Origin of the sequence: Nocardioides caeni (assembly GCF_004912195.1) — a bacterium.
Taxonomy (GTDB): Bacteria; Actinomycetota; Actinomycetes; order Propionibacteriales; family Nocardioidaceae; genus Nocardioides; species Nocardioides caeni.
Genome location: NZ_STGW01000003.1, coordinates 284,022 through 306,194, shown reverse-complemented (window position 1 = coordinate 306,194; position 22,173 = coordinate 284,022). Strand labels below are relative to the sequence as shown.

General features: G+C 73.5%; 23 protein-coding genes and 1 riboswitch. Of the genes, 9 read left to right on the top strand and 14 right to left on the bottom strand.

The features are described from left to right. Positions 1-42 precede the first annotated feature (42 nt). The gene (locus E9934_RS07360; protein ID WP_136562230.1) at positions 43-828 is read left to right on the top strand and encodes a CAP domain-containing protein; all 786 of its coding nucleotides are present in this window, start codon (positions 43-45) and stop codon (positions 826-828) included. Here E9934_RS07360 and cobC read toward each other — a convergent pair. The 10 genes from cobC to E9934_RS07315 are packed head-to-tail and all read right to left on the bottom strand — an operon-like array spanning position 803 to position 11,537. Further along, the gene (cobC, locus tag E9934_RS20190; RefSeq protein WP_162851534.1) at positions 803-1,837 is read right to left on the bottom strand and encodes an Rv2231c family histidinol phosphate aminotransferase CobC; all 1,035 of its coding nucleotides are present in this window, start codon (positions 1,835-1,837) and stop codon (positions 803-805) included. The two genes, E9934_RS07360 and cobC, sit on opposite strands and share 26 nt — an antisense overlap. Continuing rightward, on the bottom strand, positions 1,830-3,209 hold the full coding sequence (locus E9934_RS20185; RefSeq protein ID WP_238694820.1) for a cobyrinic acid a,c-diamide synthase CobB: 1,380 nt from the start codon (positions 3,207-3,209) through the stop codon (positions 1,830-1,832). Before E9934_RS20185 ends, cobC begins: the two co-directional genes overlap by 8 nt. After that, positions 3,206-3,802, bottom strand: coding sequence for a cob(I)yrinic acid a,c-diamide adenosyltransferase (gene cobO / locus E9934_RS19900; RefSeq protein ID WP_136562229.1), 597 nt, complete (start codon positions 3,800-3,802; stop codon positions 3,206-3,208). The genes E9934_RS20185 and cobO overlap by 4 nt, the downstream gene beginning before the upstream one ends. Continuing rightward, positions 3,795-4,448: a 5,6-dimethylbenzimidazole synthase gene (gene bluB / locus E9934_RS07345; RefSeq protein ID WP_136562228.1), complete on the bottom strand. Its 654-nt coding sequence runs from the start codon at positions 4,446-4,448 to the stop codon at positions 3,795-3,797. Before bluB ends, cobO begins: the two co-directional genes overlap by 8 nt. Further along, positions 4,445-6,403 (bottom strand): VWA domain-containing protein, encoded by a 1,959-nt coding sequence (locus tag E9934_RS07340; RefSeq protein WP_238694819.1) that lies wholly within the window; start codon positions 6,401-6,403, stop codon positions 4,445-4,447. The genes bluB and E9934_RS07340 overlap by 4 nt, the downstream gene beginning before the upstream one ends. Further along, positions 6,400-7,167 carry a precorrin-4 C(11)-methyltransferase gene (gene cobM, locus E9934_RS07335; protein WP_238694818.1) on the bottom strand — a complete coding sequence of 256 codons (768 nt, stop codon included), beginning with the start codon at positions 7,165-7,167 and terminating at the stop codon, positions 6,400-6,402. Before cobM ends, E9934_RS07340 begins: the two co-directional genes overlap by 4 nt. Further along, positions 7,164-8,381, bottom strand: a complete 1,218-nt coding sequence (gene cbiE / locus E9934_RS07330) for a precorrin-6y C5,15-methyltransferase (decarboxylating) subunit CbiE (RefSeq protein WP_136562226.1) — start codon at positions 8,379-8,381, stop codon at positions 7,164-7,166. The genes cobM and cbiE overlap by 4 nt, the downstream gene beginning before the upstream one ends. After that, complete coding sequence (cobJ, locus tag E9934_RS07325) at positions 8,369-9,964, bottom strand: precorrin-3B C(17)-methyltransferase (RefSeq protein ID WP_136562225.1); 1,596 nt, start codon at positions 9,962-9,964, stop codon at positions 8,369-8,371. The genes cbiE and cobJ overlap by 13 nt, the downstream gene beginning before the upstream one ends. Positions 9,965-9,969: 5 nt before the next feature. Further along, the gene (locus E9934_RS07320; protein WP_136562224.1) at positions 9,970-10,650 is read right to left on the bottom strand and encodes a precorrin-8X methylmutase; all 681 of its coding nucleotides are present in this window, start codon (positions 10,648-10,650) and stop codon (positions 9,970-9,972) included. Continuing rightward, positions 10,647-11,537 (bottom strand): nitrite reductase, encoded by an 891-nt coding sequence (locus E9934_RS07315; protein ID WP_136562223.1) that lies wholly within the window; start codon positions 11,535-11,537, stop codon positions 10,647-10,649. The genes E9934_RS07320 and E9934_RS07315 overlap by 4 nt, the downstream gene beginning before the upstream one ends. Positions 11,538-11,593: 56 nt before the next feature. Next, positions 11,594-11,802: riboswitch (cobalamin riboswitch) on the bottom strand. 42 nt (positions 11,803-11,844) lie between these two features. Between E9934_RS07315 and E9934_RS07310 the strand changes: the two genes are divergently transcribed. From E9934_RS07310 to E9934_RS07300, 3 genes are read left to right on the top strand one after another with little or no spacing between them, the layout of a single operon-like run. Beyond that, complete coding sequence (locus E9934_RS07310) at positions 11,845-12,966, top strand: Nif3-like dinuclear metal center hexameric protein (protein WP_136562222.1); 1,122 nt, start codon at positions 11,845-11,847, stop codon at positions 12,964-12,966. Further along, positions 12,963-13,706 carry a zinc ribbon domain-containing protein gene (locus E9934_RS07305; protein ID WP_238694817.1) on the top strand — a complete coding sequence of 248 codons (744 nt, stop codon included), beginning with the start codon at positions 12,963-12,965 and terminating at the stop codon, positions 13,704-13,706. The genes E9934_RS07310 and E9934_RS07305 overlap by 4 nt, the downstream gene beginning before the upstream one ends. Continuing rightward, positions 13,703-14,464, top strand: coding sequence for a histidine phosphatase family protein (locus E9934_RS07300; RefSeq protein ID WP_238694816.1), 762 nt, complete (start codon positions 13,703-13,705; stop codon positions 14,462-14,464). Before E9934_RS07305 ends, E9934_RS07300 begins: the two co-directional genes overlap by 4 nt. Before the next feature lie 46 nt (positions 14,465-14,510). On the opposite strand, the gene yaaA is transcribed toward E9934_RS07300, so the two are convergent. Beyond that, positions 14,511-15,290 (bottom strand): peroxide stress protein YaaA, encoded by a 780-nt coding sequence (yaaA, locus tag E9934_RS07295; RefSeq protein WP_136562220.1) that lies wholly within the window; start codon positions 15,288-15,290, stop codon positions 14,511-14,513. Positions 15,291-15,352: 62 nt separating this feature from the next. Between yaaA and E9934_RS07290 the strand changes: the two genes are divergently transcribed. Both E9934_RS07290 and cobU read left to right on the top strand, forming a co-directional pair. After that, the gene (locus E9934_RS07290) at positions 15,353-16,837 is read left to right on the top strand and encodes an RNB domain-containing ribonuclease (protein ID WP_136562219.1); all 1,485 of its coding nucleotides are present in this window, start codon (positions 15,353-15,355) and stop codon (positions 16,835-16,837) included. Further along, on the top strand, positions 16,834-17,364 hold the full coding sequence (gene cobU / locus E9934_RS07285; RefSeq protein ID WP_136562218.1) for a bifunctional adenosylcobinamide kinase/adenosylcobinamide-phosphate guanylyltransferase: 531 nt from the start codon (positions 16,834-16,836) through the stop codon (positions 17,362-17,364). The genes E9934_RS07290 and cobU overlap by 4 nt, the downstream gene beginning before the upstream one ends. Positions 17,365-17,453: 89 nt before the next feature. On the opposite strand, the gene E9934_RS07280 is transcribed toward cobU, so the two are convergent. Both E9934_RS07280 and cobT read right to left on the bottom strand, forming a co-directional pair. Then, positions 17,454-18,236, bottom strand: coding sequence for an adenosylcobinamide-GDP ribazoletransferase (locus E9934_RS07280; RefSeq protein WP_238694815.1), 783 nt, complete (start codon positions 18,234-18,236; stop codon positions 17,454-17,456). Further along, the gene (cobT, locus tag E9934_RS07275) at positions 18,233-19,279 is read right to left on the bottom strand and encodes a nicotinate-nucleotide--dimethylbenzimidazole phosphoribosyltransferase (RefSeq protein ID WP_136562217.1); all 1,047 of its coding nucleotides are present in this window, start codon (positions 19,277-19,279) and stop codon (positions 18,233-18,235) included. The genes E9934_RS07280 and cobT overlap by 4 nt, the downstream gene beginning before the upstream one ends. A gap of 24 nt (positions 19,280-19,303) precedes the next feature. Between cobT and E9934_RS07270 the strand changes: the two genes are divergently transcribed. Beyond that, positions 19,304-19,906, top strand: coding sequence for a 2'-5' RNA ligase family protein (locus E9934_RS07270; RefSeq protein ID WP_136562216.1), 603 nt, complete (start codon positions 19,304-19,306; stop codon positions 19,904-19,906). Here E9934_RS07270 and E9934_RS07265 read toward each other — a convergent pair. Next, complete coding sequence (locus E9934_RS07265; RefSeq protein ID WP_136562215.1) at positions 19,827-20,456, bottom strand: GyrI-like domain-containing protein; 630 nt, start codon at positions 20,454-20,456, stop codon at positions 19,827-19,829. The two genes, E9934_RS07270 and E9934_RS07265, sit on opposite strands and share 80 nt — an antisense overlap. 37 nt (positions 20,457-20,493) lie before the next feature. On the opposite strand from E9934_RS07265, the gene E9934_RS07260 reads away from it, so the two are divergent. Both E9934_RS07260 and E9934_RS07255 read left to right on the top strand, forming a co-directional pair. After that, a complete protein-coding gene (locus tag E9934_RS07260) occupies positions 20,494-21,009 on the top strand; it encodes a glycine cleavage system transcriptional repressor (RefSeq protein WP_136562214.1) in 516 nt (171 codons plus the stop codon). 155 nt (positions 21,010-21,164) lie between these two features. Then, complete coding sequence (locus E9934_RS07255; protein ID WP_136562213.1) at positions 21,165-22,163, top strand: AurF N-oxygenase family protein; 999 nt, start codon at positions 21,165-21,167, stop codon at positions 22,161-22,163. Positions 22,164-22,173: the final 10 nt, after the last annotated feature.

Here is a 22,173-nt window from a genome sequence, read left to right as displayed (position 1 = left end):
AACGGACTCTAGAGCATCCCGACGGGTGTTAGCGTCGAGGACATGATCCGTCTCGGGTGGTGGAGTGTGGCCACGATCATGATCCTCGCGCTGGTGGCCCCGGCGAGCGCCTCGTCGGCCCCGTCGACCCTCGCCACAGCCGAGCGGGCCGCCGCGCCCGCCGTGCCGGCAACGTGGGTGAAGGCGTGGTCGACGAAGAGGTCGGCCACGGTCCGAGCAGGTGGGACGGCCGCGGTGACCGCCACCCAGCTGAGCGCGAAGGGTCGAGCGGCCAGGGCGAAGGTCTCCTACCGGTGGTACGTCGGGCGCACCGCGACCAAGGCGACCGGGCGCGCCTACCGCGTGCCCACGACGGCCTACGGACGGCTGGTGCGGGTCCGCGTCGCCGTCACGAAGCCCGGACGCACCGCCCGCGCGAAGGTGATCAGCTTCGGCGCGGCCACGGGGATCCCGCAGAACGCGAACGACCTGGCCGCCGCGCGGGCCCAGATCCTCGCCGACACCAACGCCGCGCGCGCCGCCGAGGGCAAGGCGCCGCTGGCCGCGATGCGCACCCTCGACACCGTCGCCCAGAACTGGACCCAGCGCATGGCGCTGAGCGGCACGCTCGCGCACAACCCGTCGTACTGGAAGCAGTACCCCGCCGGCTGGAGCTCCGCGGGCGAGAACGTCGCGATGGGCTACGTCCCCCGCAACGTGGTGAGCGGATGGATGGGGAGCGAGGGCCATCGTGCCAACATCCTCGGCGACTTCACCCACCTCGGCATCGGCGTCGTCCGCACCGGCAACGGCACCTACTGGTTCACGCAGAACTTCGCGAAGTACTGACCTCCACGCCGTAGAGCGCGGCGAGCGCGTCGAGCAGCAGGTCGGTCGTCGCGGGCGGCCGGACGGCAACCCGGACCCAGGAGCCGTCGAGCCCCGGGAACGTGTCGGCGCGACGGACCGCGATGCCCGCGGCGCGCAGCGCGTCGTGGACGCCCTCGCCGACGCGCGCGAGCACGAAGGACGCCGTCGCGGAGAGATGGGGGATGCCGAGGTCGGTGAGGCCCTTCTCGAGGTGGTCGCGCCAGTCCCGGATCTCCTCGGCCCGGCGGCGTGCCTCCCCGGCGGCCTCCGGAGTGGTGCAGGCGACGACCGCGGCGGCGGCGGTGGCGCCGACCGACCAGGGGGTCTGGTTGAGGGCGAGCCCGGCCACGACGACGGCGTCGCCCACCACGTAGCCGGCGCGGACGCCCGGGATGCCCCAGTGCTTCGTGAGCGAGCGGATCACGAGCAGCCCCGGAGCGCGGCTGCCCGCGAGGGACTCGACCTCGCCCGGCACGCAGTCCATGAACGCCTCGTCGACGACCACGACGCGTCCGGGCCGCAGCAGCGCACGGATCTCGTCCGCGGGGTGCAGCACGCCCGTCGGGTTCGTGGGGTTGCCGATCACGACCAGGTCGGCGTCGTCGGGCACGGCGGCAGGGTCGAGCGTGAACGGCTCGGGGAGGACGACCGAGGTCACGTGGTGCCCGGCCTGCTCCAGCGCGGCGTGCGGCTCCGTGAACTGCGGATGCACGACGACCGGCATCCGCCACGGCCGCAGCCGGGCGATCAGCGTGAACGCCTCGGCGGCGCCGGCGGTGACCAGCACACCCTCCACCGGACGACCGTGGTGGGTGGCGACGGCCTGCTGCGCCCGGGTCGGGTCGGGGTAGCGGCCGACCTGGTCGAGCGAGCCGCGCAGGGCGTCGTCGAGCCACGGCGGCCGCGGGCCGTCGTACACGTTGACGGCGAAGTCGAGCGCCGCGTCCCGCGCCTCGACGTCACCGTGGTGACGCAGCGGGTCACGCACGGTGCACCGCCTCGGCGAAGCGGGCGGCCAGCTGCGGGTGGCCGGCCCAGTGGGTGTGGAGGTACGACGCGTGCAGGGTCGCCGACGCGAAGCCCACGTCGTCGCCGTCGATCGCCCAGGCGGCCGTGCCGCGGGTGGTCGGGGTGACCGCGGTGCGATGGAACTCATGTCCGGTCACCTGCTCGCCACCCCGGGTCAGCAGGCTGTCCGCGGGTGCAGTGGCGACCGGGTAGCGCAGGGTGAGCCGGGTGGTCATCGCGGCATCGGCGTCGAGCACGCCGGCCATCGGGACGCCGTCGAGGGTGCGGCACAAGTAGAGCAGACCCGCGCACTCCGCGACCGTGGGCAGGCCGTCGCGCACCGCCTCCCGGACCTCGGCCAGCAGCGAGCGGTTCGCCGCCAGGTCGGTGGCGTGCACCTCGGGGAAGCCGCCGCCGAGGTAGAGGCCGGCCGTGCCGCTCGGGAGTGCGCTGTCGTGGGCGGGGTCGAAGGAGACGACGTCGCAGCCGTGGGCGGCGAGGAGCTCAGCGGTCTCGGCGTACTGGAACGTGAAGGCGCGGCCGGACGCGACTGCGACGCGCTTCCTCCCGGAGGTTTCGAGGCTCGGCGCCGGGGCGCCTCGCACCTCAACCACCGGAGCCGGGCTCCAGGGCTCGGCGTCCAGGTCCGGCGCGGTGCGGGCGATCGCCAGGATCGCGTCGAGGTCGACGTGCTCGGCGACCACGTCGGCCAGCCGGGCGACGACCTCCTCGGACTGCCCGCGCTCGGCCGCGGTGACCAGGCCGAGGTGGCGTGAGGGCGTGGCGATCGAGGCGTCCCGGGGGATCGCGCCCAGCACGGGCAGGGAGACCGACGAGCGGACCTCGGCGACGTGGCGCGGCGATCCCGCCTGGTTGAGGACCACGCCCGCGACCTCGACCGTCGGGTCCCAGGTCGCCATGCCGTGCACGACCGCGCCGATGGAGCGCGAGGAGCGGGAGATGTCGACGACGAGGATGACGGGGGTGCGGGTCAGTGCGGCCACGTGGGCGGTGGAGGAGTAGCCGTCGCAGCCGATGCGGCCGTCGTACAGGCCCATCACTCCTTCGATCACGGCGACGTCAGCGCCTCGGGCGCCATGCAGCAGCAGGGGAGCGACGAGGCTCTCGCCGACGAGGTGTGGGTCGAGGTTGCGGCCGGGCCGGCCGCAGGCGAGCGCGTGGTAGCCGGGGTCGATGTAGTCGGGGCCGACCTTGTGGCCGCTCACGGCGCTTCCGGCCGCCGCCAGTGCGGCCATCAGGCCGGTGGCGACGGTCGTCTTGCCCTGCCCGGTGGCCGGCGCCGCGACGACGACGCGGGGGATCTCGACGGGCTCGATCACCGGAAGGGTCACCACTCGATGCCTTTCTGGCCCTTCTGGCCGGCGTCCATCGGGTGCTTGACCTTGGTCATCTCGGTGACCAGGTCGGCGATCTCGACCAGCTTCGGGTCGGCGCGGCGGCCCGTGATCACTACGTGCTGGTGGCCCGGCCGATGGGCGAGGGTCTCCACGACGTCGTCGATGTCCACCCATCCCCAGTTGATCGGGTAGGTGAACTCGTCGAGCAGGTAGAGGTCGTGCTGCTCGGCCGCGATGCGGCGCTTGATCTCGGCCCAGCCCTCGGCGGCGTCGGCGGCGTGGTCCTCCTCCGACCCGGCCTTGCGTGACCAGGACCAGCCCGAGCCCATCTTGTGCCACTCGACGGTGCCATTTCCGGGGGGCAGCTTCTCGAAGGCGGTCTGCTCGCCCAGGCGCCACTTCGCCGACTTCACGAACTGGAACACCCCGATGTCCCAGCCCTGGTTCCAGCCGCGCAGCGCCAGCCCGAAGGCCGCGGTCGACTTCCCCTTGCCGTCACCGGTGTGCACCATCACCAGCGGCCGGTTGCGGCGCTGGCGGGTGGTCAGTCCGTCGTTCGGTACGACGAGCGGCTGGCCCTCAGGCACGGTTCCTCTCCTTCATCTGCCAGGTGTCGTGGTGGATGGCGTCGGCGAGTGGCCGGCGCGAGCGCCAGCCGTGGCGCTCCAGGTCGGGAACGGTCGCCAGGTGGCTGACAGTGCCGAGGCAGAGCCACGCGACCGGGCGCACGTCGTCGGGGATGCCGAGCAGGCCCTGCAGGAAGTCCTCGCGATAGAAGGACACCCAGCCCAGGCCGAGGCCCTCGGCGGTCGCGGCGAGCCAGAGGTTCTGGATCGCGAGCACGGTGGAGTAGAGCCCGGCGTCGGCGATCGCGTGGCGGCCGAGCACGTGCTGGCCTCCCCGCGACTGACTGTGCGTCACGACGATCCCCAGCGATGACTCGCAGATGCCCTCGACCTTGATCCGGTCGAAGGTGCTGCGGCGCTCGGGCGGCAGGCTCGCGGCGAAGGTGTCGCGCTCGTGCGCGACATGGTCGCGGAAGACACGACGGGTGGCGGTGTCGCGCACGACCACGAAGTCCCACGGCTGACTCAGCCCGACGCTCGGGGCGCGGTGGGCGGCGCCGAGGACCCGCATCAGCACGTCGTCGGCCACGGGGGATCCGGTGAACTCGGCCCGGACGTCGCGGCGGCGCTCGATGACGTCGTACAGGGCGGTGGTGAGGGCGCTCATGCTGCGCGCCGGGCGGCGTCGACGAGCGCCTCGGCGCTCACCTCGCCGATCGGGACGTGCTCGGCGCCGAGGTGCTCGGCCAGCGTCGCGGCCAGACCCATCCGCATCGGCCCCGCCTCACAGTCGACGACGACCGACGTGATGCCGGCGGCGGCGAGGAGGTCGGCTGCGGCCCGTGAGCGCGCGATCGCGTCGGCGCCCGACGTCGCCCGACCGTCGGTCACGACGACGAGCAGTGGACGGCGCTGCGGGTCGCGGGTCTGCTCCACGGACAGCAGGTGGGCGGCCTCCAGCAGCCCCTCGGCGAGCGGCGTGCGGCCGCCGGCGGGCAGCTCCTCGAGGCGCTGTGCGGCGGCGTCGACGGAGTGGGTCGGCGGCAGCGCGACCTCCGCGGAGGCGCCGCGGAAGGTGACCAGTCCGACCTTGTCGCGGCGCTGGTAGGCGTCCAGGAGCAGGCTCAGGACGGCGGTCTTCACCTGCTCCATCCGCTTGCGTGCGGCCATCGAGCCGGACGCGTCGACGCAGAAGAGCACGAGGTTGGACTCCCGGCCCTCACGGACGGCGACCCGCAGGTCGGTGGGGTGGAGCAGCAGCCGGCCCTCGGTCCGGCCCCGGGCGAGCTGGTGTCGCGCGGCGGCACGGATGGTCTCGGTGAGGTGGATCGCGCCTCCACGGCCGCCCTGTCGATCGGGGGTGGTGGCACCGATCCGCCGGCCGTTGCTGGTGCGGGCGCGGCTGCGTCGGCCGGCGGTGCCCGTCCCGATGCCGCGCACGGTCAGCAGCCGGGTCCGGTACGCCGACCCCGTGGCCGCGACCTGGCTCGGCGCGCTGCCCTCGCCGGATCCGCCCGAGGGTTGCGGGGCGTCCTGAGCGGTGGCGTCGGAGGCGGGCGCGTCGATCGGCTCCCCGTCAGCATCATGAGCAGCGTCGCCACCGTCGGGGGCGGTCCCCGGGGGCTCCGGCTCGGGTCCGTCGGGCTCGGGATCCGGGTCCGGCGGCAGGTCGTCGTCGCCGAGCACCTGGTCGAGCAGGTCGTCGTCGAGCCCGGGGGCGTCGAACGGCTTGCGTCGCCGCCGGTGCGGCAGGGCGAGCCGGGCCGCGACCCGGATGTCGGCGAGGGTGACCTGCGAGCGGCCGGACCAGGCGGCGTGGGCGACGGCGGTGCGTGCGGTGACGATGTCGGCCCGCAGGCCGTCGACGTCGAACGCCGCGCAGACCTCGGCGATCTTCAACAGTCCGGCGTCGGTGAGGTGGACCGCGCCCGCCAGGTCGCGGGCCGATGCGATCCGGGACCGGAGGGCTGCCTCCGCGGCGGTGTAGGTGGCGGCGAAGGCGGCCGGATCGGCGTCGTACGCCATCCGGCGGCGCACGACCTCGGCACGCAGCGCAGGGTCCCGCGGGGCCGCGACCTCGACGGTGAGCCCGAACCGGTCGAGCAGCTGCGGGCGGAGCTCGCCCTCCTCGGGGTTCATCGTGCCGACGAGCACGAACCGGGCCTCGTGGGTCATCGAGACGCCGTCGCGCTCGACGGTCGCGCGACCCATGGCGGCGGCGTCGAGCAGCAGGTCGACCAGGTGGTCGTGCAGCAGGTTGACCTCGTCGACGTAGAGGATCCCGCGGTGGGCCTTCGCGAGCAGCCCGGGCTCGTACTCCGCCTTGCCCTCGGCCAGCGCGCTCTCGAGGTTGATCGAGCCGGTGACCCGGTCCTCGGTCGCGCCGATCGGCAGCTCGACCAGCGGCACCGGGTGGTCGTCGACCGGCGGCAGCACGGCGGCGAGCGCGCGCACGATCGTCGACTTGGCCGTGCCCTTCTCGCCGCGCACCAGCACGCCGCCGACCTCGGGCGCGATCGTGGTGAGGATGAGGGCGAGGGCCATGGGGTCCGGTCCGTCCGGACCGTCGGCGCCCACCACGGCGCTGAACGGGAAGTGCTGGTTCTCGGCGGGCTGGGTCATCGGAGGCGCTCCTTCCGGGCGATGCGTTCGGGGGAGTAGAGGTAGGACTCGGCGTCCGACCGCTGGTGGTCAGGGGCGAGCGCCGCGCCGACGAGGATCACGGCGGCCTGGCGCAGACCGGCCTCCTCGACGAGCCCGGCGATGGTGGCGACGGTGCCGTGCAGCACCAACTCCTCGGCCTGACTCGCTCGGGAGACCACCGCGACGGGGCAGTCGTCGCCGTAGTGCGGCGCGAGCTCGTCCATCAGCTCACGGGTCCGGGTGATCGCGAGGTGCAGCACCAGCGTTGCGCCGGTCCCGGCGAAGGCCGCGAGCGACTCCCGATCGGGCATCGCTGTGGACCGGGCCTGGGTGCGGGTCAGCACGACCGACTGCGCCACTAGGGGCACGGTCAGCTCGCGGCCGACGATCGCGGCGGCGGCGGCATAGGCGGGTACGCCGGGGGTGACGTCCCACGTGACGCCGGCCGCGTCGAGCCGGCGGGTCTGCTCGTGCAGCGCGGAGTAGAGCGAGGGATCGCCGGACGTCAGCCGGACGACGTCGCGCCCGGCCGCGTCCGCCTCGACCATGACGGCGGTGATCCGGTCGAGGTCCAGCTCCTGGGTGTCGACCAGGTCGGCGCGCTCGCGGCAGTGCGACAGCACCTGCTCGTCGATGTAGGTGCCCGGATAGAGCACCACGTCGGCGGCGCTCAGCAGGGAGGCGGCGCGCAGCGTGATCAGGTCGGCGGCGCCGGGACCGGCGCCCACGAAGTGCACGGTCACGAGAGTTCCTTTCGCCAGGCCCACTGGGTGACCGCGCGCGCCGGCGTCCATCCGGTGAACCGGCCGCCCAGCGGGGTCACGTGCTCGACCGAGAGTCGGGTGAGCTCGCCGCCGTGCTCGCGGAAGGCGGTGAGGAGCAGCTGCTCGGTCTCCAGGGTCACGCCGTGCACGACCAGCCGGCCGCCGGGCGCGAGCCGATCGCGGCAGAGGTCCAGCAGCCCCGGAGCGGTGGCGCCGCCGCCGACGAAGACAGCGTGCGGCTGGGGCAGGTCGGCCAGCGCCTCGGGCGCTCGCCCCTCGACGACCCACAGCCGCGGGACACCGAGGGCGGCCGCATTGCGCTGGATCCGCGCGGCCCGCTCCGTATCGGCCTCGACCGCGACGGCGTTCGTACGACGGTGCGCGCGCAGCCACTCGATGCCCACCGATCCGGCGCCGGCGCCGACGTCCCACAGCAGCTGGCCGGGTCGCGGCTGCAGCCGGGACAGGGCGCTGGCACGGACGTCGCGCTTGGTGAGCTGGCCGTCGTGCTCGAACAGGTCGTCGTCGACGCCGGTCGCCCAGGTGTTGGTGTCCTCCTCCGTGGCGGGCACCTCGATGGCGATCACGTTGAGGCGGGGCAGCGGGCCGGACCACGCGCCGACGTCGGTCGGGATGCTCTCGTGGCGGAATTCGTCGGCCGAGCCGAGGTCGCCGAGCACGGTCATCCTCGTGTCGTCGAAGCCCTCGGAGTCGAGGAGCCCGGCGACCGTCATCGGGGTCGTCTCGTCCGAGGACAGCACCAGCAGGCGCGCCCCGGCCACCAGCTCGCGGCGCAGCGCCGCAGGATCCCTCCCGACCAGCGTGACGACCTCGGACTCCTCGGCCGACCAGCCCATCCTGGCCCGGGCGAGTGCTACCGATGACACCGCTGGGACGACGGTCACCGCGGCGTCCCCGAGGAGCCGGATCAGCGTCGTACCGATCCCGGAGACCAGCGGGTCGCCGGAGCCCAGCGCCACGATCCGACGTCCCTCGTGATCGCCGAGGAAGGTGGCGAGCGTGGACATCGGGCGTGGCCACGCGTGCCGCTCCTGGCCCGGGACCTCGGGGACCAGGGCGAGGTGGCGCTCGCCGCCGAGCAGCACCTCCGCCTCGGCGACCAGCGCGGCCGCGCCGGGAGGAAGGTGGCCGTCGGCGCCGATGCCGACGACGGTGATCGTCAGTCCACCCATCGTGGCGTCCAGACCGTGCCGTTCGGCTCCACCCGGGTGGAGGAGGCGCCGACGATCAGCAGGCACAACATGTCGATGCTGTCGGTGTCGAGCCCTCCGAGCGTCGTGACGGTCAGCGACTCCTCGGCACGGCCCACGTCGCGACCGACCACGACGACGGTGTCGGGGGAGCGGTGCTCCAGCAGGATCTTCTGGGTCTCGACCACCTGCTCGCGCCGCGATCGGGAGGCAGGGTTGTAGATCCCCAGCACCAGGTCGGCCTCGGCGATCGCCCGTAGACGTCGCTCCACGACCGACCACGGCTTGAGCCGGTCCGAGAGGCTCAGCACCGCGAAGTCCGCGCCGATCGGGGCGCCCGCGCGGGCGGCCACGGCCTGCACCGCGCTCACCCCGGGCAGCACGCGGACCGGCACCGTCGCGTGCTCGGGGTGTGCGGGGTCGGCGGCGGCCTCGAACACCGCGGCCGCCATGCCGAAGACCCCGGCGTCGCCGCCGGAGACGACCGCGACCCGCTCGCCGCGCAGGGCGAGATCGAGTGCCAGACGCGCCCGGTCGACCTCGACCGTGTTGCCCGACGCGTGCCGCTGGAGGCCGGGACGCTGCGGCACGCGGTTGACGTACGGCGCATAGCCGACCACGTGCTCGACCTCGGCCAGGGCCGTGGACGCCTCGGGGGTGAGCCAGCCGTCGGGGCCGGGGCCGAGGCCGACCACCAGCAGCTCCGCCACCGAGGTCGTCGAGGAGGTCGCCCCGCGACCGTCACGAGACGTGGCGGGACGGTCCCGGGACTGTGCCGGTCCGGTGGTTGCGTCGAGGCCAGAGGTCTCGAGACGGCCGCGGGCGGCCTCCTCGACCACCGAGCGGCGCGCGGAGTCGCCGGGGACCACGATCAGGGAGAAGTAGGGCACCGAGTCCGCCTCGACCTCGGCCACGGGCAGCCATCGCTCCTCGGGCTGGGAGGCGCGCTCGACGTACATCGCGCCCTCCAGCCGCCCGGCCTGCTCCAGGGCCGAGCGGACGGCGGGGAAGGTGCGGCCCAGCTTCATGATCACCGCACCGTCGGTGTCGGCGAGGCGGCGGGCGAGCTCCGGCTCGGGCAGCGTGCCGGGAAGGACGGTGAGCACGTCGGTCTGCCGCACGAGCGGGGCCGGGATCGTCGCGGTGGCAGCGGCGAAGGCCGGGACACCGGGGACGACCTCGACGCCGAAACGGTCACGGAAGCGGTCGAGGAGATACATCGAGGACCCGTAGAAGAGCGGGTCCCCCTCTGCCAGAAGTACGACGTCACGACCCGCGTCGAGGTGGGCGGCCAGCCGCGCCTCGCACTCGTCATAGAAGTCGGCCATGGCGCCGACGTAGCCGCCCGGGTGGTCGGTGGTCCCGGTGGTCACCGGATAGCGCAGCTCCTCCTCGACGGCATCGACCGGGATCAGGTGGGCGGCGATCCGGCGGGCGTGCGACTCCTTGCGGACGCCGGCGTGGAAGGCGACGACGGCCGCGGCGCCGATCAGCCGCTCGGCCTTGCGGGTGATCAGCTCGGGGTCGCCGGGCCCGATCCCGACGACGTGGAAGCGCCCAGTCACCGGCCTCACTCCTCTTCCTGGGCCAGCGCGTTGATCGCGGAGGAGGCCATCGCGGATCCGCCGCGGCGACCGCGCACGGTGACGAACGGAATGTCGATGCCGTGGTCGTTGGCGAAGGAGGCCAGCGCGTCCTTGGACTCGGCGGCGCCGATGAATCCGACCGGGCAGCCGACGATCGCGGCCGGTCGCGGGCCACCGTCGAGGATCGTCTCGAGGAGGTGGAAGAGCGCGGTCGGGGCGTTGCCGATCGCGACGACAGCGCCCTCCAACAGCGGCTCCCACAGCGACACCGCCGCGGCGGTGCGGGTCGTCGACCACGCCTTGGCCAGCGCCGGGACCCGCTCGTCGGTGAGGAAGCAGTGCACGGGGTTGTCGGCGGGCAGCCGGCCGGCGGTGATGCCCATCGCCACCATCCGGGCGTCGCAGAGGATCGGCGCTCCGGCAGCCAGCGCTCCGCGGGCGGCACGCACCAGGTCCGGGTGGACGACCAGGTCCTCGACGAGGTCGGTCTGCCCGCTGCCGTGGATCATCCGCACGGCGACCTTCTCGGCCTCGACGGGCACCCGCGCGAGGTCGGACTCCCGGCGGATGGTCGCGAAGGAGTCGACGTAGATGGCCGGCCCGTCGGCGACGTAGTCGTAGCGGCGTGGGGGAGCGGCTGGGACGGTGGGAGCAGTGGGGGTCATCGGTCCTCCGGACGGGTCGGGATGGAGTCGGGCAGCAGGACGCCGTGCCAGGGCGTGATGACGACGAAGCCGCTCCCATCGCGGCCGCCGAGCTGGTCCTCCCAGCGGTCGACGGCGGCGGTGTCGATGCCGGCCTCGCCGACCTCCACGTGCTCCCCGCCGTCGACCCGGCCGAAGGGCAGCGGGTCGCAACGGACCCGCGCGCCGGGGGCGACAGGGCTGGGCGGGACGAGGGGAGTGGTCAGCTCGGGGACGTGCCAGGCGGCGGTCGGACCCGTGCCCCGCGCGGCGAGGAAGGCGCGGGCGAGTCCGCCGATCGCGGCCGCCGCCCCGCCGAGGGCCACGACCGGGCCGAAGCCGGTCCCGACCAGCAGCTGGGCGGAGGACTCGTCCAGCACCACCAGGCCGAGGTCCCGGTGCCGGTCGGCGAGGTCACCGCGGCCGTCGTCGAGGGTGAAGAGGAAGCGCCCCGGCAGGGCCGCGAGCCGCGGGTCGGTCACCAGCAGCGTGTCCAGCGCCGTGACGACCGGGGTGAGGTCGGCACGACCGCCGGCGATCCCGGTCTGCGGCGAGGCGAGGACGTTGCGGACCCGGTCGTGGGCCCGCGACGGCAGCAGCCCGATGGCCTCGATGGCAGCCACCACGGGCGAGGCCAGCGTGCCGTCGACCATCGGCATGGCGCGGAGCTGGAGGTTGGCGCGGCCGGTGAGACGCACCCGCCCGTCGCCGTACTCCCGGGCGACGGTGGTCAGCGCCCGCAGCCGGCGCAGCGGCAGCCGTCCGCCGGGGACCCGCAGCCGGACCAGCCCGCCGTCCTCGGCCGGCCAGGGGCGCAGGACGCCCGGGCATCGGTCGGCGCGATCACGGATTCCGGGAGCGGTGCTCATCGGGGACGGTCCTTCGAGGCCGGGGCTCCTCGCGATCGCCCGTGGATGACCTCGCGGTGGACACCGCAAGGGCCAGCAGGTCTTCGGACTCGGGATCATCCGGTGCGGAGCGTCTTCCCAGGTCCCGGAGGACCCAGTGACATGCCCGATCTCTCGGAGCTCCGCCCGTCACCCACACCGCTGCGCGTCAGTCCCGGACTCTCACCGGGTTCCCTGACCACCCAGATGTTGCTCTGTGAGGTCGACTGGCACGGCGACCCTACCAATCGCTCCTCGGGGCCCGACGACCCCTCGGTAACCTGCAGCCATGCCCGCGCTGAAGGACGTCGTCGACCTGGTCCACGAGTGGTATCCCCCCGCGACCGCGGAGCCGTGGGACGCCGTCGGGCTGACCTACGGCGACCCGGCGGACCAGGTGAAGAGGGTGCTCCTCGCCGTCGACCCGTCCCCGGCGGTCGCCGAGGAGGCCGCCGACGTCAAGGCCGACCTGCTCATCACCCACCACCCGCTCTTCCTCAAGGGCGTGCACGGCTTCGCGGCGACCACGCCCAAGGGGCGCACGCTCCACACGCTCGCCCGGGCCGGATGTGCGCTGCTGACCGCCCACACCAACGCCGACCAGGCCGTCGGCGGCGTCTCGGAGTCGATGGCCCTCGCCCTCGGACTGACTGACCTCGCGCCGATCATCCCGGCCGCCGCCGAGCCCATGGACAAGCTGACGGTCTTCACGCCGGCCGACGCGGCCGCCCCGGTGCGGGCCGCGATCGCCGAGGCGGGTGCGGGGCGCATCGGCGACTACGAGTACGCGTCGTTCACCAGCGCCGTCGGCGAGGGTCGCTTCCGGCCGCTCGACGGAGCAGTCCCGATGATCGGCAGCGTCGGCGAGCTCACCACTGTCGAGGAGGTCCGCATCGAGGCCGTCCTCGCCCGCCGCCTCCGGAGCCAGGTCGTCGCGGCGATGCTCGCCGCACATCCCTACGAGGAGCCGGCGTACGACGTCAGCGAGCTCGCCGACCCCGGACTGGTCCACACCGGCACCGGCCGGATCGGCACCATCGCGCCCGTCACGCTGACGGAGTTCGCCGAGGCCGTCGCGAAGGCCCTGCCCGAGACCCGGCACGGAGTGCGGGTCGCGGGCGACCCCGAACGTCAGGTCAAGCGGGTCGCGGTCTGTGGCGGCGCCGGTGACTTCCTCCTCGACCGGGTCGCCGGGCTCGACGTCGACGTCTACGTGACCAGCGACCTGCGGCACCATCCGGCAGCCGAGTTCATCGAGAAGGCCGGGCCGGCACTCGTCGACGTCGCCCACTGGGCGGCGGAATGGACCTGGCTGCCGGCGCTCGCCGAGCGGCTCAGTGAGGCCCTCGGTGACGCCGTGGAGACCCGGGTGAGCACCGTGGTCACGGATCCTTGGACAATGCACCTGTGAACGCCGACCCCGCCGCCCAGCTCCGGCTCCTCGACCTGCAGGCCCTGGACTCCCAGGTCGACCAGCTGCGCCACCAGCGCAACAACCCGTCGGAGGCGGCCGGGATCAAGGAGCTCGTCGTCCAGCGCGTCGACGTCGACGGTCGGCTCAAGGACCAGCGCATCGTCGTCGACGACCTCTCCCTCGCACAGGCCAAGGCCGACGCGGACGTCGAGCAGGTCAAGACGCGCCGCCAGCGCGACCGCGACCGCATGGACTCCGGCGCGATCGCCAACCCGAAGGACCTCGAGCGGATGCAGCACGAGCTCGAGACCCTCGAGCGCCGGATCTCGACCCTGGAGGACGAGGAGCTCGAGATCATGGAGCAGCTCGAGGAGGCGCAGTCGGCGCTCGACGAGCTGACCTCCGCCCTCGAGGATCTCGACGGCCGGCTCGGTGAGCTCACCGGCGCCCGCGACGAGAAGGTCGACGCCCTCGACGCCGAGATCGCGAAGGTCTCCGTCGGCCGCGACGCGATCGTCGCCGACATCCCGGCCGACCTGCTCGGGCTCTACGACAAGCTGCGCGCCAGCAAGGGCGGCGTGGCCGTCGGTGCACTGCGCGCCCGTCAGTGCGGCGGTTGCCAGCTGACCCTCGACGCCAACGAGCTCGGTGAGATCCGCGACACCCCGGCCGACCGGGTGATCCGCCACGAGGAGTGCCAGCGCATCCTGGTCCGCACCGACGAGAGCGGTCTGTGACCGAGCCGACCGGCAGCGTCCCGGGTGATGGTCTGCCCGACGCCCCCGACTCCGCAGTCGAGGAGGCGACCTCCCCGGACAGCCTGCCGACACCGCCCACCACGCTGGTGCTCGTCCGGCACGGCGTCACCGCGCACACCACGGGCCGCCGCTTCTCCGGTGGGCTCGGCGGGGACAACCCGCCCCTGTCCGAGGAGGGCCGTGCGCAGGTCGCCGAGGTGGCCGCGTGGCTGCGTGAGCTGAGCGACAGCGTCGACGTCGTCGTCGCCTCTCCAGTACGACGGACCCGCGAGACGGCCGACATCATCGCCGCCGAGCTCGGCCTCGACGTCGTCGAGGAGCCCGGCTTCGCCGAGATGGAGTTCGGCGCGTGGGACGGGCTGACCTTCGCCGAGGTCGCCGAGAACGACAAGGCCGCGATGGACGCGTGGTTCGCCGACATGTCCGCCGCGCCGCCGGGCGGTGAGTCGTTCGTCGCCGTCCGGGAGCGGGTCCTCGAGGCGCTGGAGCGCGTGCTCGGCGAGCACGCCGGCCGCACCGTCGTCGTCACCAGCCACGTCACGCCCATCAAGACGCTCGTCGCCCATGCGGTCGCCGCGCCGCTCGAGTCGCTCTTCCGCCTCGAGCTCGCGCCCGCCGCGGTCTCCGTGATCGCCTTCCACACCGACCCGACCACGGGGGAGCGGCACCCGTCGCTGCGGTTCTTCAACGCGCTCGCGCCCGGCCGCCGTACCCTGCGCGACACCGGCCGCTGGTAGGTCGGCCTTCGACCGCTGGCGCTCGACCCTCGATGACCGGGCAGGGTCAGAGCTCGGCGACCACCACGTCGAGCTGGGTGCCGCTCTTGGTCGGCTCGCCGACCTCCACGCTCCAGCCGAGCCGCTCGAGGGTCGCGGCCAGGGCAGCCGGGGTGCGCGGGTCGGCGCCGTCCTCGAGCAGGGCGCGGACGATGCGGCCCTTGGTCGCCTTGTTGAAGTGGCTGACGACCTTGCGGACCCCGCCCTGCTCGTGGAGCACCCGCACCGTCGCCACGCGCTTCGCGAGGTCCGGGCCGGGGCGCCAGAAGCCGGCGTACATCCCCGACCGCAGGTCGACGAGCAGGCCGTTGCCGACGGCCGCGGTCATGGGCCGGTCGAGGTGGGTGCGCCAGTGGGCGGCGACGGGGCCGAGTCCCGGCAGGGAGGCATCCCCCGAGAGTCGGTAGGACGGGATGCGGTCACCCACGCGGACCACTCCGAAGAGGCTGGACGCGACGGCCAAGCGGGTCGCGGCGCGTCGCTTGGCAGCCGTGCTGAGGGTCGCGACGTCGAGGGCGTCGTAGACGACACCGGTGTAGATCCGGTCGGCCCGGGCGGTGGGGGCGGTCTCGAGGCCGGCGTTGCGGTCGACGAGGTCGAGCTGGCCCGCGGAGAGACCGAGGACGGCCGCTGCCTTGTCACGGTCGTCCTGGCACAGGGTGACCAGTGCGTCGAGCACCTCGCGGCGCGCGGGCTCGAGCTCGGGCAGCGAGAGGGACGACAGGTCGAGGGCGGCGCCGCGGCTCGGCGCGGCCTTCCCCTCGCTCGGGGGCAGCAGGATCAGCACGGCGACGAGGATAGGAGACCGGCTGGCCGAGCATGCAGCACGGCGTCGGTAGTGTCGCCTGCATGCCCTCCAACGTCGTGGTCCGGGTCAAGGCGAGCACCCCTGCGCTGGCGCAGGGTCTGGTGGCGATCGGGAAGGAGCTCGAGCTGCCCGGCGAGTTCACGCCCGAGGTGGTCGCCGCGGCCGAGCAGGCGGTCGCTGCAGTGACGCTGCCGGATCGCGATGCGACCGACCTCCCGTTTCTGACCATCGACCCCGAGGGGTCGATGGACCTCGACCAGGCCGTCCACATCGCCCGTGAGGGCGACGGCTTCGTCGTCCACTACGCGATCGCCGACGTGGCCGCCTTCGTCCGGCCGGGGGACCCGGTCGACCTGGAGGCCAACCGTCGCGGCGAGACCCTCTATGGCGCCGGCAGCCGGATCCCGCTGCACCCGCCGGTCCTGTCCGAGGGCGCTGCCTCGCTGCTTCCTGAGCAGGTGCGCCCCGCCCTGCTGTGGACCCTGCAGGTGGACGCGTCGGGGGCCTGCACCGGCGCGCACGTGGAGCGCGCCCGGGTCCGCTCGACCGCTCGGTGGTCCTACGCCGAGGCCCAGCAGGCCCTCGACGGAGCGGATGACACGGGTGGCGCGGGCGACACCCTTCCGGAGACGCTGGTCCTGCTGCGCGAGGTCGGACGTCTGCGGGAGCAGCAGGAGATCGACCGCGGCGGGGTGTCCCTGCCCCTGCCCGAGCAGGAGCTCGAGGCGTCCGACGGCTCCTGCCACCTGGTCTTCCGTGAGCAGCTGCCGGTGGAGGGCTGGAACGCCCAGATCTCGCTGATGACGGGCATCGGCGCCGCGACGCTGATGGTCGAGGGCCGGATCGGGCTGCTGCGCACGCTGCCGCCCGCCGACCCGCGCGATGTCGCCCGCCTGCGTCGGGTGGCCCGCGGTCTCGGGATCGACTGGCCGAAGGACGTCGACTACCCGGCCTTCATCCGCTCGCTCGACCCGTCGCGCTCCGAGCACCAGGCGATGGTCGTGGCCAGCACCCGGGTGCTGCGCGGCAGCGGCTACGCCGCCTTCGACGGCGAGCTGCCCGAGCAACGGGCGCACTCCGCGATCGCCGCCGACTATGCCCACGTCACCGCCCCGCTGCGCCGACTCGGCGACCGCTATGCCGGTGAGGTCTGTGTCGCGCTGTGCGCCGGCGAGCCGGTGCCCGACTGGGTGCGCGAGGCGCTGCCCGGGCTGCCCAAGACGCTGCAGGACTCCGCCCGGCGCGCCAGCACCTACGGCCGCGCCGTGCTCGACCTCGTCGAGGCGGTCGTCCTGGTCGACCGGGTCGGCGAGGAGTTCGACGGCGTCATCACCAGCGTCCGGGACGAGGAGCGCGACCGAGCCGACGGTCCCCACCGGGGCGTGGTCGTCGTGGGCGCGATCGGCGTGGAGGCGCCCGTCACCTCCCCGCAGCAGCTGCCGCTCGGCGAGGACGTCCGGGTCCGGCTCACCCGGGCCGACCCGGCGGACCGCGCCGTCGAGTTCACCCTCGAGGCGCCGGCGTGAAGGTCCTCGTCACCGGCGGCGTGCGGTCGGGGAAGTCCCGGCATGCCGAGGTGCTGCTCGCCGCCACCGATGCGGTGACCTATGTCGCCGCCGGCCCGACGTACGACGACGCCGACTGGGCTGCGCGCGTGAGCGCCCATCGGGAGCGGCGGCCGGCGGCATGGTCGACGGAGGAGACGCGCGACGTGGCCGGCGTGCTCGGCCGGGCCGGGACGGCCGGGGGTCCGGTGCTCGTCGACTGCCTCGGCACCTGGCTGACGGGTGTGATCGACGAGGCGGGGCTGTGGGAGGCGCCGGTGGAGGTCGTCGAGGCGCACGTCCTGGCGCTCCTCGACGAGCTGGTGACCGCGGTCGCGCGAGCGGCCGGCACGGTCGTGCTGGTGACCAACGAGGTCGGTCTGGGCGTGGTCCCGGAGCACCGATCCGCCCGCCTCTTCCGCGACCTGCTCGGCACGATCAACCAACGCCTCGGCGCCGTCTGCGACGAGGTGCACCTGGTGGTGGCGGGACGCGTCCTGCGCCTCTGACCCGTGCCCGCCGAAGTGCGCCGGTTTCTCGCCCGAAGTACGCCGGTTTCCCACCCGAGATGCGCAGGTCTCTCGGTCGAGGTGGGAGGTCAGGCGCCGGCCAGGCCGATCAGCAGTACGGCGAGCGCGAGCTCGATCCCGGCGCCGAACACGTCGCCCGTGACACCACCGAAGCGCCGGACGCAGTGCCACGTCAGGCCGGCGACGGCGAGGGCGGCGACGGCCACGGTCACCGGCCCGCGGACCGGGTCGACGGCAAGGGCCGCGAGGACGGCCAGCGCCGCCCAGCCGACAGCGGCGACCACGACCGGGACCCGTCGGGTGAAGGTCACGCCGAGCCCGTCGGGACGGGCCGGGGGAGCCAGGGTGCAGCCCGTGATCCAGAGCGCGGCGCGCGAGACGCAGACGGCCAGTCCGGCGAGCACGGGGCCGCGCCATGCGGTGTCCCAGGCGTCGCCTGCTCCGACGTACGACTGCAGGCCGGCGGCCTGCGCGCCCAGCACGAGCACCAGGGCCGCAACGCCTGCCGGGCCGGCCGTGCCGGACTTCATGACCTGCAGGGACCGCTCGCGGTCGTAGGACGCGGTCAGCCCGTCGGCGACGTCGGACAGGCCGTCGAGGTGCAGGGCCCGGCTGCCGACGGCCACGACGGCCAGGGCGAGGAGCGCCACGGCGAGCGGTGGGAGCTCCAGCTGTCCGCCGGCCCAGCACACCAGGGTGACGGCGGCTGCGAGCGGCAGCACCGCGACCGGCGCGAGCAGCAGGGCTCCGGTGGCGAGCGCCGGCGTCACCCGGGTGACGGCAGGGACCCGCAGTGCGGTGAGCATGCCGATCGCGAGCCGGAGGCTGCGACCGACGGTCGCGACGCTCACGCGTCGGGGGCGTCCGGTATGAGGTCCGCGAGCAGTGCCACGTCGCGCAGCAGTGCGACGGCCGAGCGCAGCAGCGGGACGGCCGCGACCGCGCCCGATCCTTCGCCCAGCCGCAGGCCGAGGTCGAGCACCGGCTCCAGCCCCAGCTTCTCCAGTGCGAGCGCCTGCGCGGGCTCGGTCGAGCGGTGCCCGCCGGCGAACCACGCGGCCGCGCCCGGTGCGATCCGGTCGGCGGTCAGCGCGCAGGCGACGGACATCAGGCCGTCGAGGAGGACGGGTACGCCGCTCTCGGCGGCCTCGAGCAGGAAGCCGACCGTGGCGGCCAGGTCGGCGCTGCTCACCGCGGCCAGCGTCTCGATCGGGTCGTCGAGCCGGTCGCCGGCCCGCAGCAGTGCCTGCTGGACGACGGCCTGCTTGTGGTTGAGGACCTTGTCGTCGATGCCGGTCCCGCGCCCGGTGACCTCCTCGGCCGGCACGCCCAGCGCTGCCGCCACCAGCGCGGCGGCCGGGGTGGTGTTGCCGATGCCCATGTCTCCGGACAGGAGCAGCTGCGCTCCGGCGGCGATCTCCTCGCGGGCGACCGCCCGGCCCGCGGCCAGGGCCTGGGTGGTCTCCTCGGCGGTCAACGCGTCCTCCAGGTGGATCGCGCCGCTGCTGCGGCGCACCTTGTGGGCCTGGACATCTGCGGGCACGCCCTCGAGGTCGTCGTCGACACCCAGGTCGAGCACCCGGACGTGGATGCCGTGGGCGGCTGCGAGCGCCGAGACGCCGGCCTTGCCGAGGACGAAGGTGCGCACCATGGCCGGCGTGATCGCCGGGGGATAGGCCGAGACGCCGTGCCGCGCGACGCCGTGGTCGCCGGCGAAGATCACGAGGCGGACGTTGTCCAGCGGAGCCGGCGGGCACTGGCCCTGCGCCGCCGCCAGCCAGACCCCGAGCTCGCCCAGGCGCCCCAGCGCGCCGGCCGGCGTGGCCAGACCGGCCAGTCGCTCGGCTGCGGCTGCGCGGACGGCGGGGGACGGGGGCGCGACGACGGTGCTCATGGGCGCCCAACCTATCCTCTCGCCGTGGGTCACTCCGTCCTGCTCGTCCCGGTCCCCGTGCTCGAGTCCTTCGTGCGCGATCGCTGGACGCACTACGAGCCGGGGTGGGTGTCCGCGGACCCGGCCTTCACCCATGCGCACGTGACCCTGCTGGCGCCGTACCTCCCGCGGCCGGAGGCCGACGACCTCGCCACCCTCGCCGACATCGCGACGACCACGCCCGCGTTCGCCTACCGGCTCGAGGCGGTGACTGCGTTCCCGAACGGCGTGATCCACGTGCCCCCGGTCCCCGCCTCGCCCTTCGCCGAGCTCACCCGGAGGCTGGTGCGGGCCTTCCCGCAGTGCCCGCCCTACGACGGCGCGTTCGGCGACCTCGACGACCTGGTCCCGCACGTCACCCTCGACCACCACCTCGGGGGCGTCACGACGGCCACGGTCGCGGCCGACGTCGGTGACGTGCTGCCGGTCGAGTCGGTCGCCGACCGCCTCGAGCTGCACTGGTACGACGAGGGCGACTGCCGCGCGCTCGCGAGCTGGCCGCTGGGGGTCAGTGCTGCTGCGCCGGCCGGACCGGCTGGCGCAGGATCGTCCGCAGCCGCTCCGGCGCCACCCGGCGTGGGTCGCTGAGATAGATCTCGTGGTGGCGGCCAGTCATCTCGAGCCCGTGAGCCGGGATGAAGTCGTCGTGCATCCGGGCCAGGACTCCAGCCTCGTCGTCGTACGGCCCGACGTGGAGGGTCTGCGCGCACGTGCCCTCTTCCAGCGACGCGTGGCGTACGCGCCAGAGCGCAGCGGCGGGCGCCTTCGTCCCCGCGGCCTCGACGGCCGCGACGACCTGCTCCTCGGTGATCCAGTCGGGCGTGAGCAGCAGGATGGTCCACGACCACTGCGCCTTGTCGCGCGCCGACGTGAAGGCCGTCATGTCCTCGGCCCACCACAACGCCTCGAGCGGCGGCACGACGTAGTCGCGCCCCTCCCGCTTGCTCGCGAACTTCAGCGCGTAGGCGACCGGATAGAGCGCGGCCAGTGCGTCGGCGTACTCCTGCGAGGTGTTGGGGTCGCCACGCCCATCGACCATCAGGTAGGTCAGCGGGGGAACCTCGACCACACGGAACTCACCCGCCCGGGCGCGGTAGGAGTCAAGCTCCTTCTTGAGGTCGACCTTGGTGGACGCCATCCCCGCATCCTGCCTCGTCGGTCCCTACGCTGGCGCCATGGCCACCTTCACGCTGACCTGCATCGCCGATGACCGCGCGGGCGTCGTGTCCGACCTCTCGGCGCCCATCCGTGCGCACGGCGCCAACTGGACGCGCAGCCAGATGGCGCGCCTGGGCGGCAAGTTCGCCGGCATCCTGCTCGTCGAGGTGCCGGACTCGGGCGCGGACGCCCTGGTCGCCGACCTGCTCGCCCTCGGGGCGCAGGGCCTGCAGGTGACGGTCGAGCGGACCGACGTCCCGGTCGCCGAGGAGCCGCAGCGGATCACCCTCGAGCTCCTCGGGGCGGACCGGCCCGGCATCGTCGCGGAGATCTCGGCCGCCCTCGCGGCGAAGGGCGTGAGCATCCAGGAGCTCGCCACCGACGTCCGGGAGGCGCCGATGGCCGGAGGTCGACTGTTCGAGGCGCAGGCGGTCCTTGTCGCGCCCACCGGGGCCAGCATCGAGGAGCTGCGGTCGCTGCTCGAGTCCCTCGCGGACGAGCTGATGGTGGAGATCAGTCTGTCCGACGCCTGAGGGTCCACGGCTGAGCGAGCGTCCTCGGTCGTGACGCACGGCACGCACTGGTGCCCCCGACGTGCTTGACAAAAGGGGGGTAAATGTATGCAACATGATGTTGCGCTAACAACCGCACCCGCCGCTTTCGACGATGAATCGGATCGAGGACCACCATGACTGCCACCGCTGACCGCCAGGCCGAGATGCTCCCGCACGCCACGTCGCCGGACTTCCAGGAGACCCTGCGGATCCTGTCCGAGGCGTCGGTGCACCAGCACTTCGACGCGTTCGTCGACATCGCGTGGGACAGCCCGGAGTTCGAGGTCGACCCGATGGACCCCCGCTGGGTGCTCCCCGAGGTCGACTCGCTCGGTGGCACCGACTGGTACAAGTCGCTTCCCTTCGAGCGCCAGGTCGAGATCGGTCGCTACCGCCAGGCCAACATCATGAAGGTCGGCCTGCAGTTCGAGCAGCTGCTGATCGCGGGCGTCATGAACCACCTCATCGGCATGGGCAACAACCGCGCCGAGTTCCGGTACTCCACCCACGAGGTGACCGAGGAGTGCCACCACACCCAGATGTTCCAGGAGGGAGTCAACCGCATCGGCTCGGACGTGCAGGGTGGCCCGACCTGGTTCGTGAAGATCGCGCCCCTGCTGTCGCTGGCCGGCCGCGGCCTGCCTAACATCTTCTTCATCGGCATCCTCGCCGGCGAGGAGCCGATCGACTACCTCCAGAAGTCGATCCTGCGCTCGGGCGACCAGATGCACCCGATGGTCACCCGGATCATGCAGATCCACGTCGCCGAGGAGGCGCGCCACATCGGCTTCGCCCACTCCTACCTCATCGAGCGCTCCAAGGACTACACGCCCGTCCAGCGCTTCGCGATCTCGCTCGCGTTCCCGGTGATCATGCGCGTGCTGTGCGACGTGATCATGAAGCCGAGCCGCAAGATGCAGAAGGACCTCGGCATCCCGAGGTCCGTCGTGCGCGAGGTCTACTGGAAGTCGGAGAAGTCGGAGAAGCTCCTGCGCGACACCTTCGGTGACGTGCGGATGCTCGCCGACGAGCTGGGCCTGATGAACCGCTTCTCGCGCCCCCTGTGGCGCATGCTGGGCATCGCCGGCAAGCCGTCGCGCTTCCGCAGCGAGCCGAAGTCCGCAGCGGTCTGACATCCTGAGC

Excerpts from the sequence above, each read along its gene's own strand:
- cbiE (WP_136562226.1), bottom strand. The coding sequence starts at position 8,381 with ATGGGTGGACTGACGATCACCGTCGTCGGCATCGGCGCCGACGGCCAC.
- E9934_RS07265 (WP_136562215.1), bottom strand. The coding sequence starts at position 20,456 with ATGGCGTCCACCAAGGTCGACCTCAAGAAGGAGCTTGACTCCTACCGC.
- E9934_RS07310 (WP_136562222.1), top strand. The coding sequence starts at position 11,845 with ATGCCCGCGCTGAAGGACGTCGTCGACCTGGTCCACGAGTGGTATCCC.
- bluB (WP_136562228.1), bottom strand. The coding sequence starts at position 4,448 with ATGAGCGCCCTCACCACCGCCCTGTACGACGTCATCGAGCGCCGCCGC.
- E9934_RS07360 (WP_136562230.1), top strand. The coding sequence starts at position 43 with ATGATCCGTCTCGGGTGGTGGAGTGTGGCCACGATCATGATCCTCGCG.
- cobT (WP_136562217.1), bottom strand. The coding sequence starts at position 19,279 with ATGAGCACCGTCGTCGCGCCCCCGTCCCCCGCCGTCCGCGCAGCCGCA.
- E9934_RS07255 (WP_136562213.1), top strand. The coding sequence starts at position 21,165 with ATGACTGCCACCGCTGACCGCCAGGCCGAGATGCTCCCGCACGCCACG.
- E9934_RS07315 (WP_136562223.1), bottom strand. The coding sequence starts at position 11,537 with ATGAGCACCGCTCCCGGAATCCGTGATCGCGCCGACCGATGCCCGGGC.
- E9934_RS07260 (WP_136562214.1), top strand. The coding sequence starts at position 20,494 with ATGGCCACCTTCACGCTGACCTGCATCGCCGATGACCGCGCGGGCGTC.
- E9934_RS07320 (WP_136562224.1), bottom strand. The coding sequence starts at position 10,650 with ATGACCCCCACTGCTCCCACCGTCCCAGCCGCTCCCCCACGCCGCTAC.
- E9934_RS07290 (WP_136562219.1), top strand. The coding sequence starts at position 15,353 with ATGCCCTCCAACGTCGTGGTCCGGGTCAAGGCGAGCACCCCTGCGCTG.
- E9934_RS07340 (WP_238694819.1), bottom strand. The coding sequence starts at position 6,403 with ATGACCCAGCCCGCCGAGAACCAGCACTTCCCGTTCAGCGCCGTGGTG.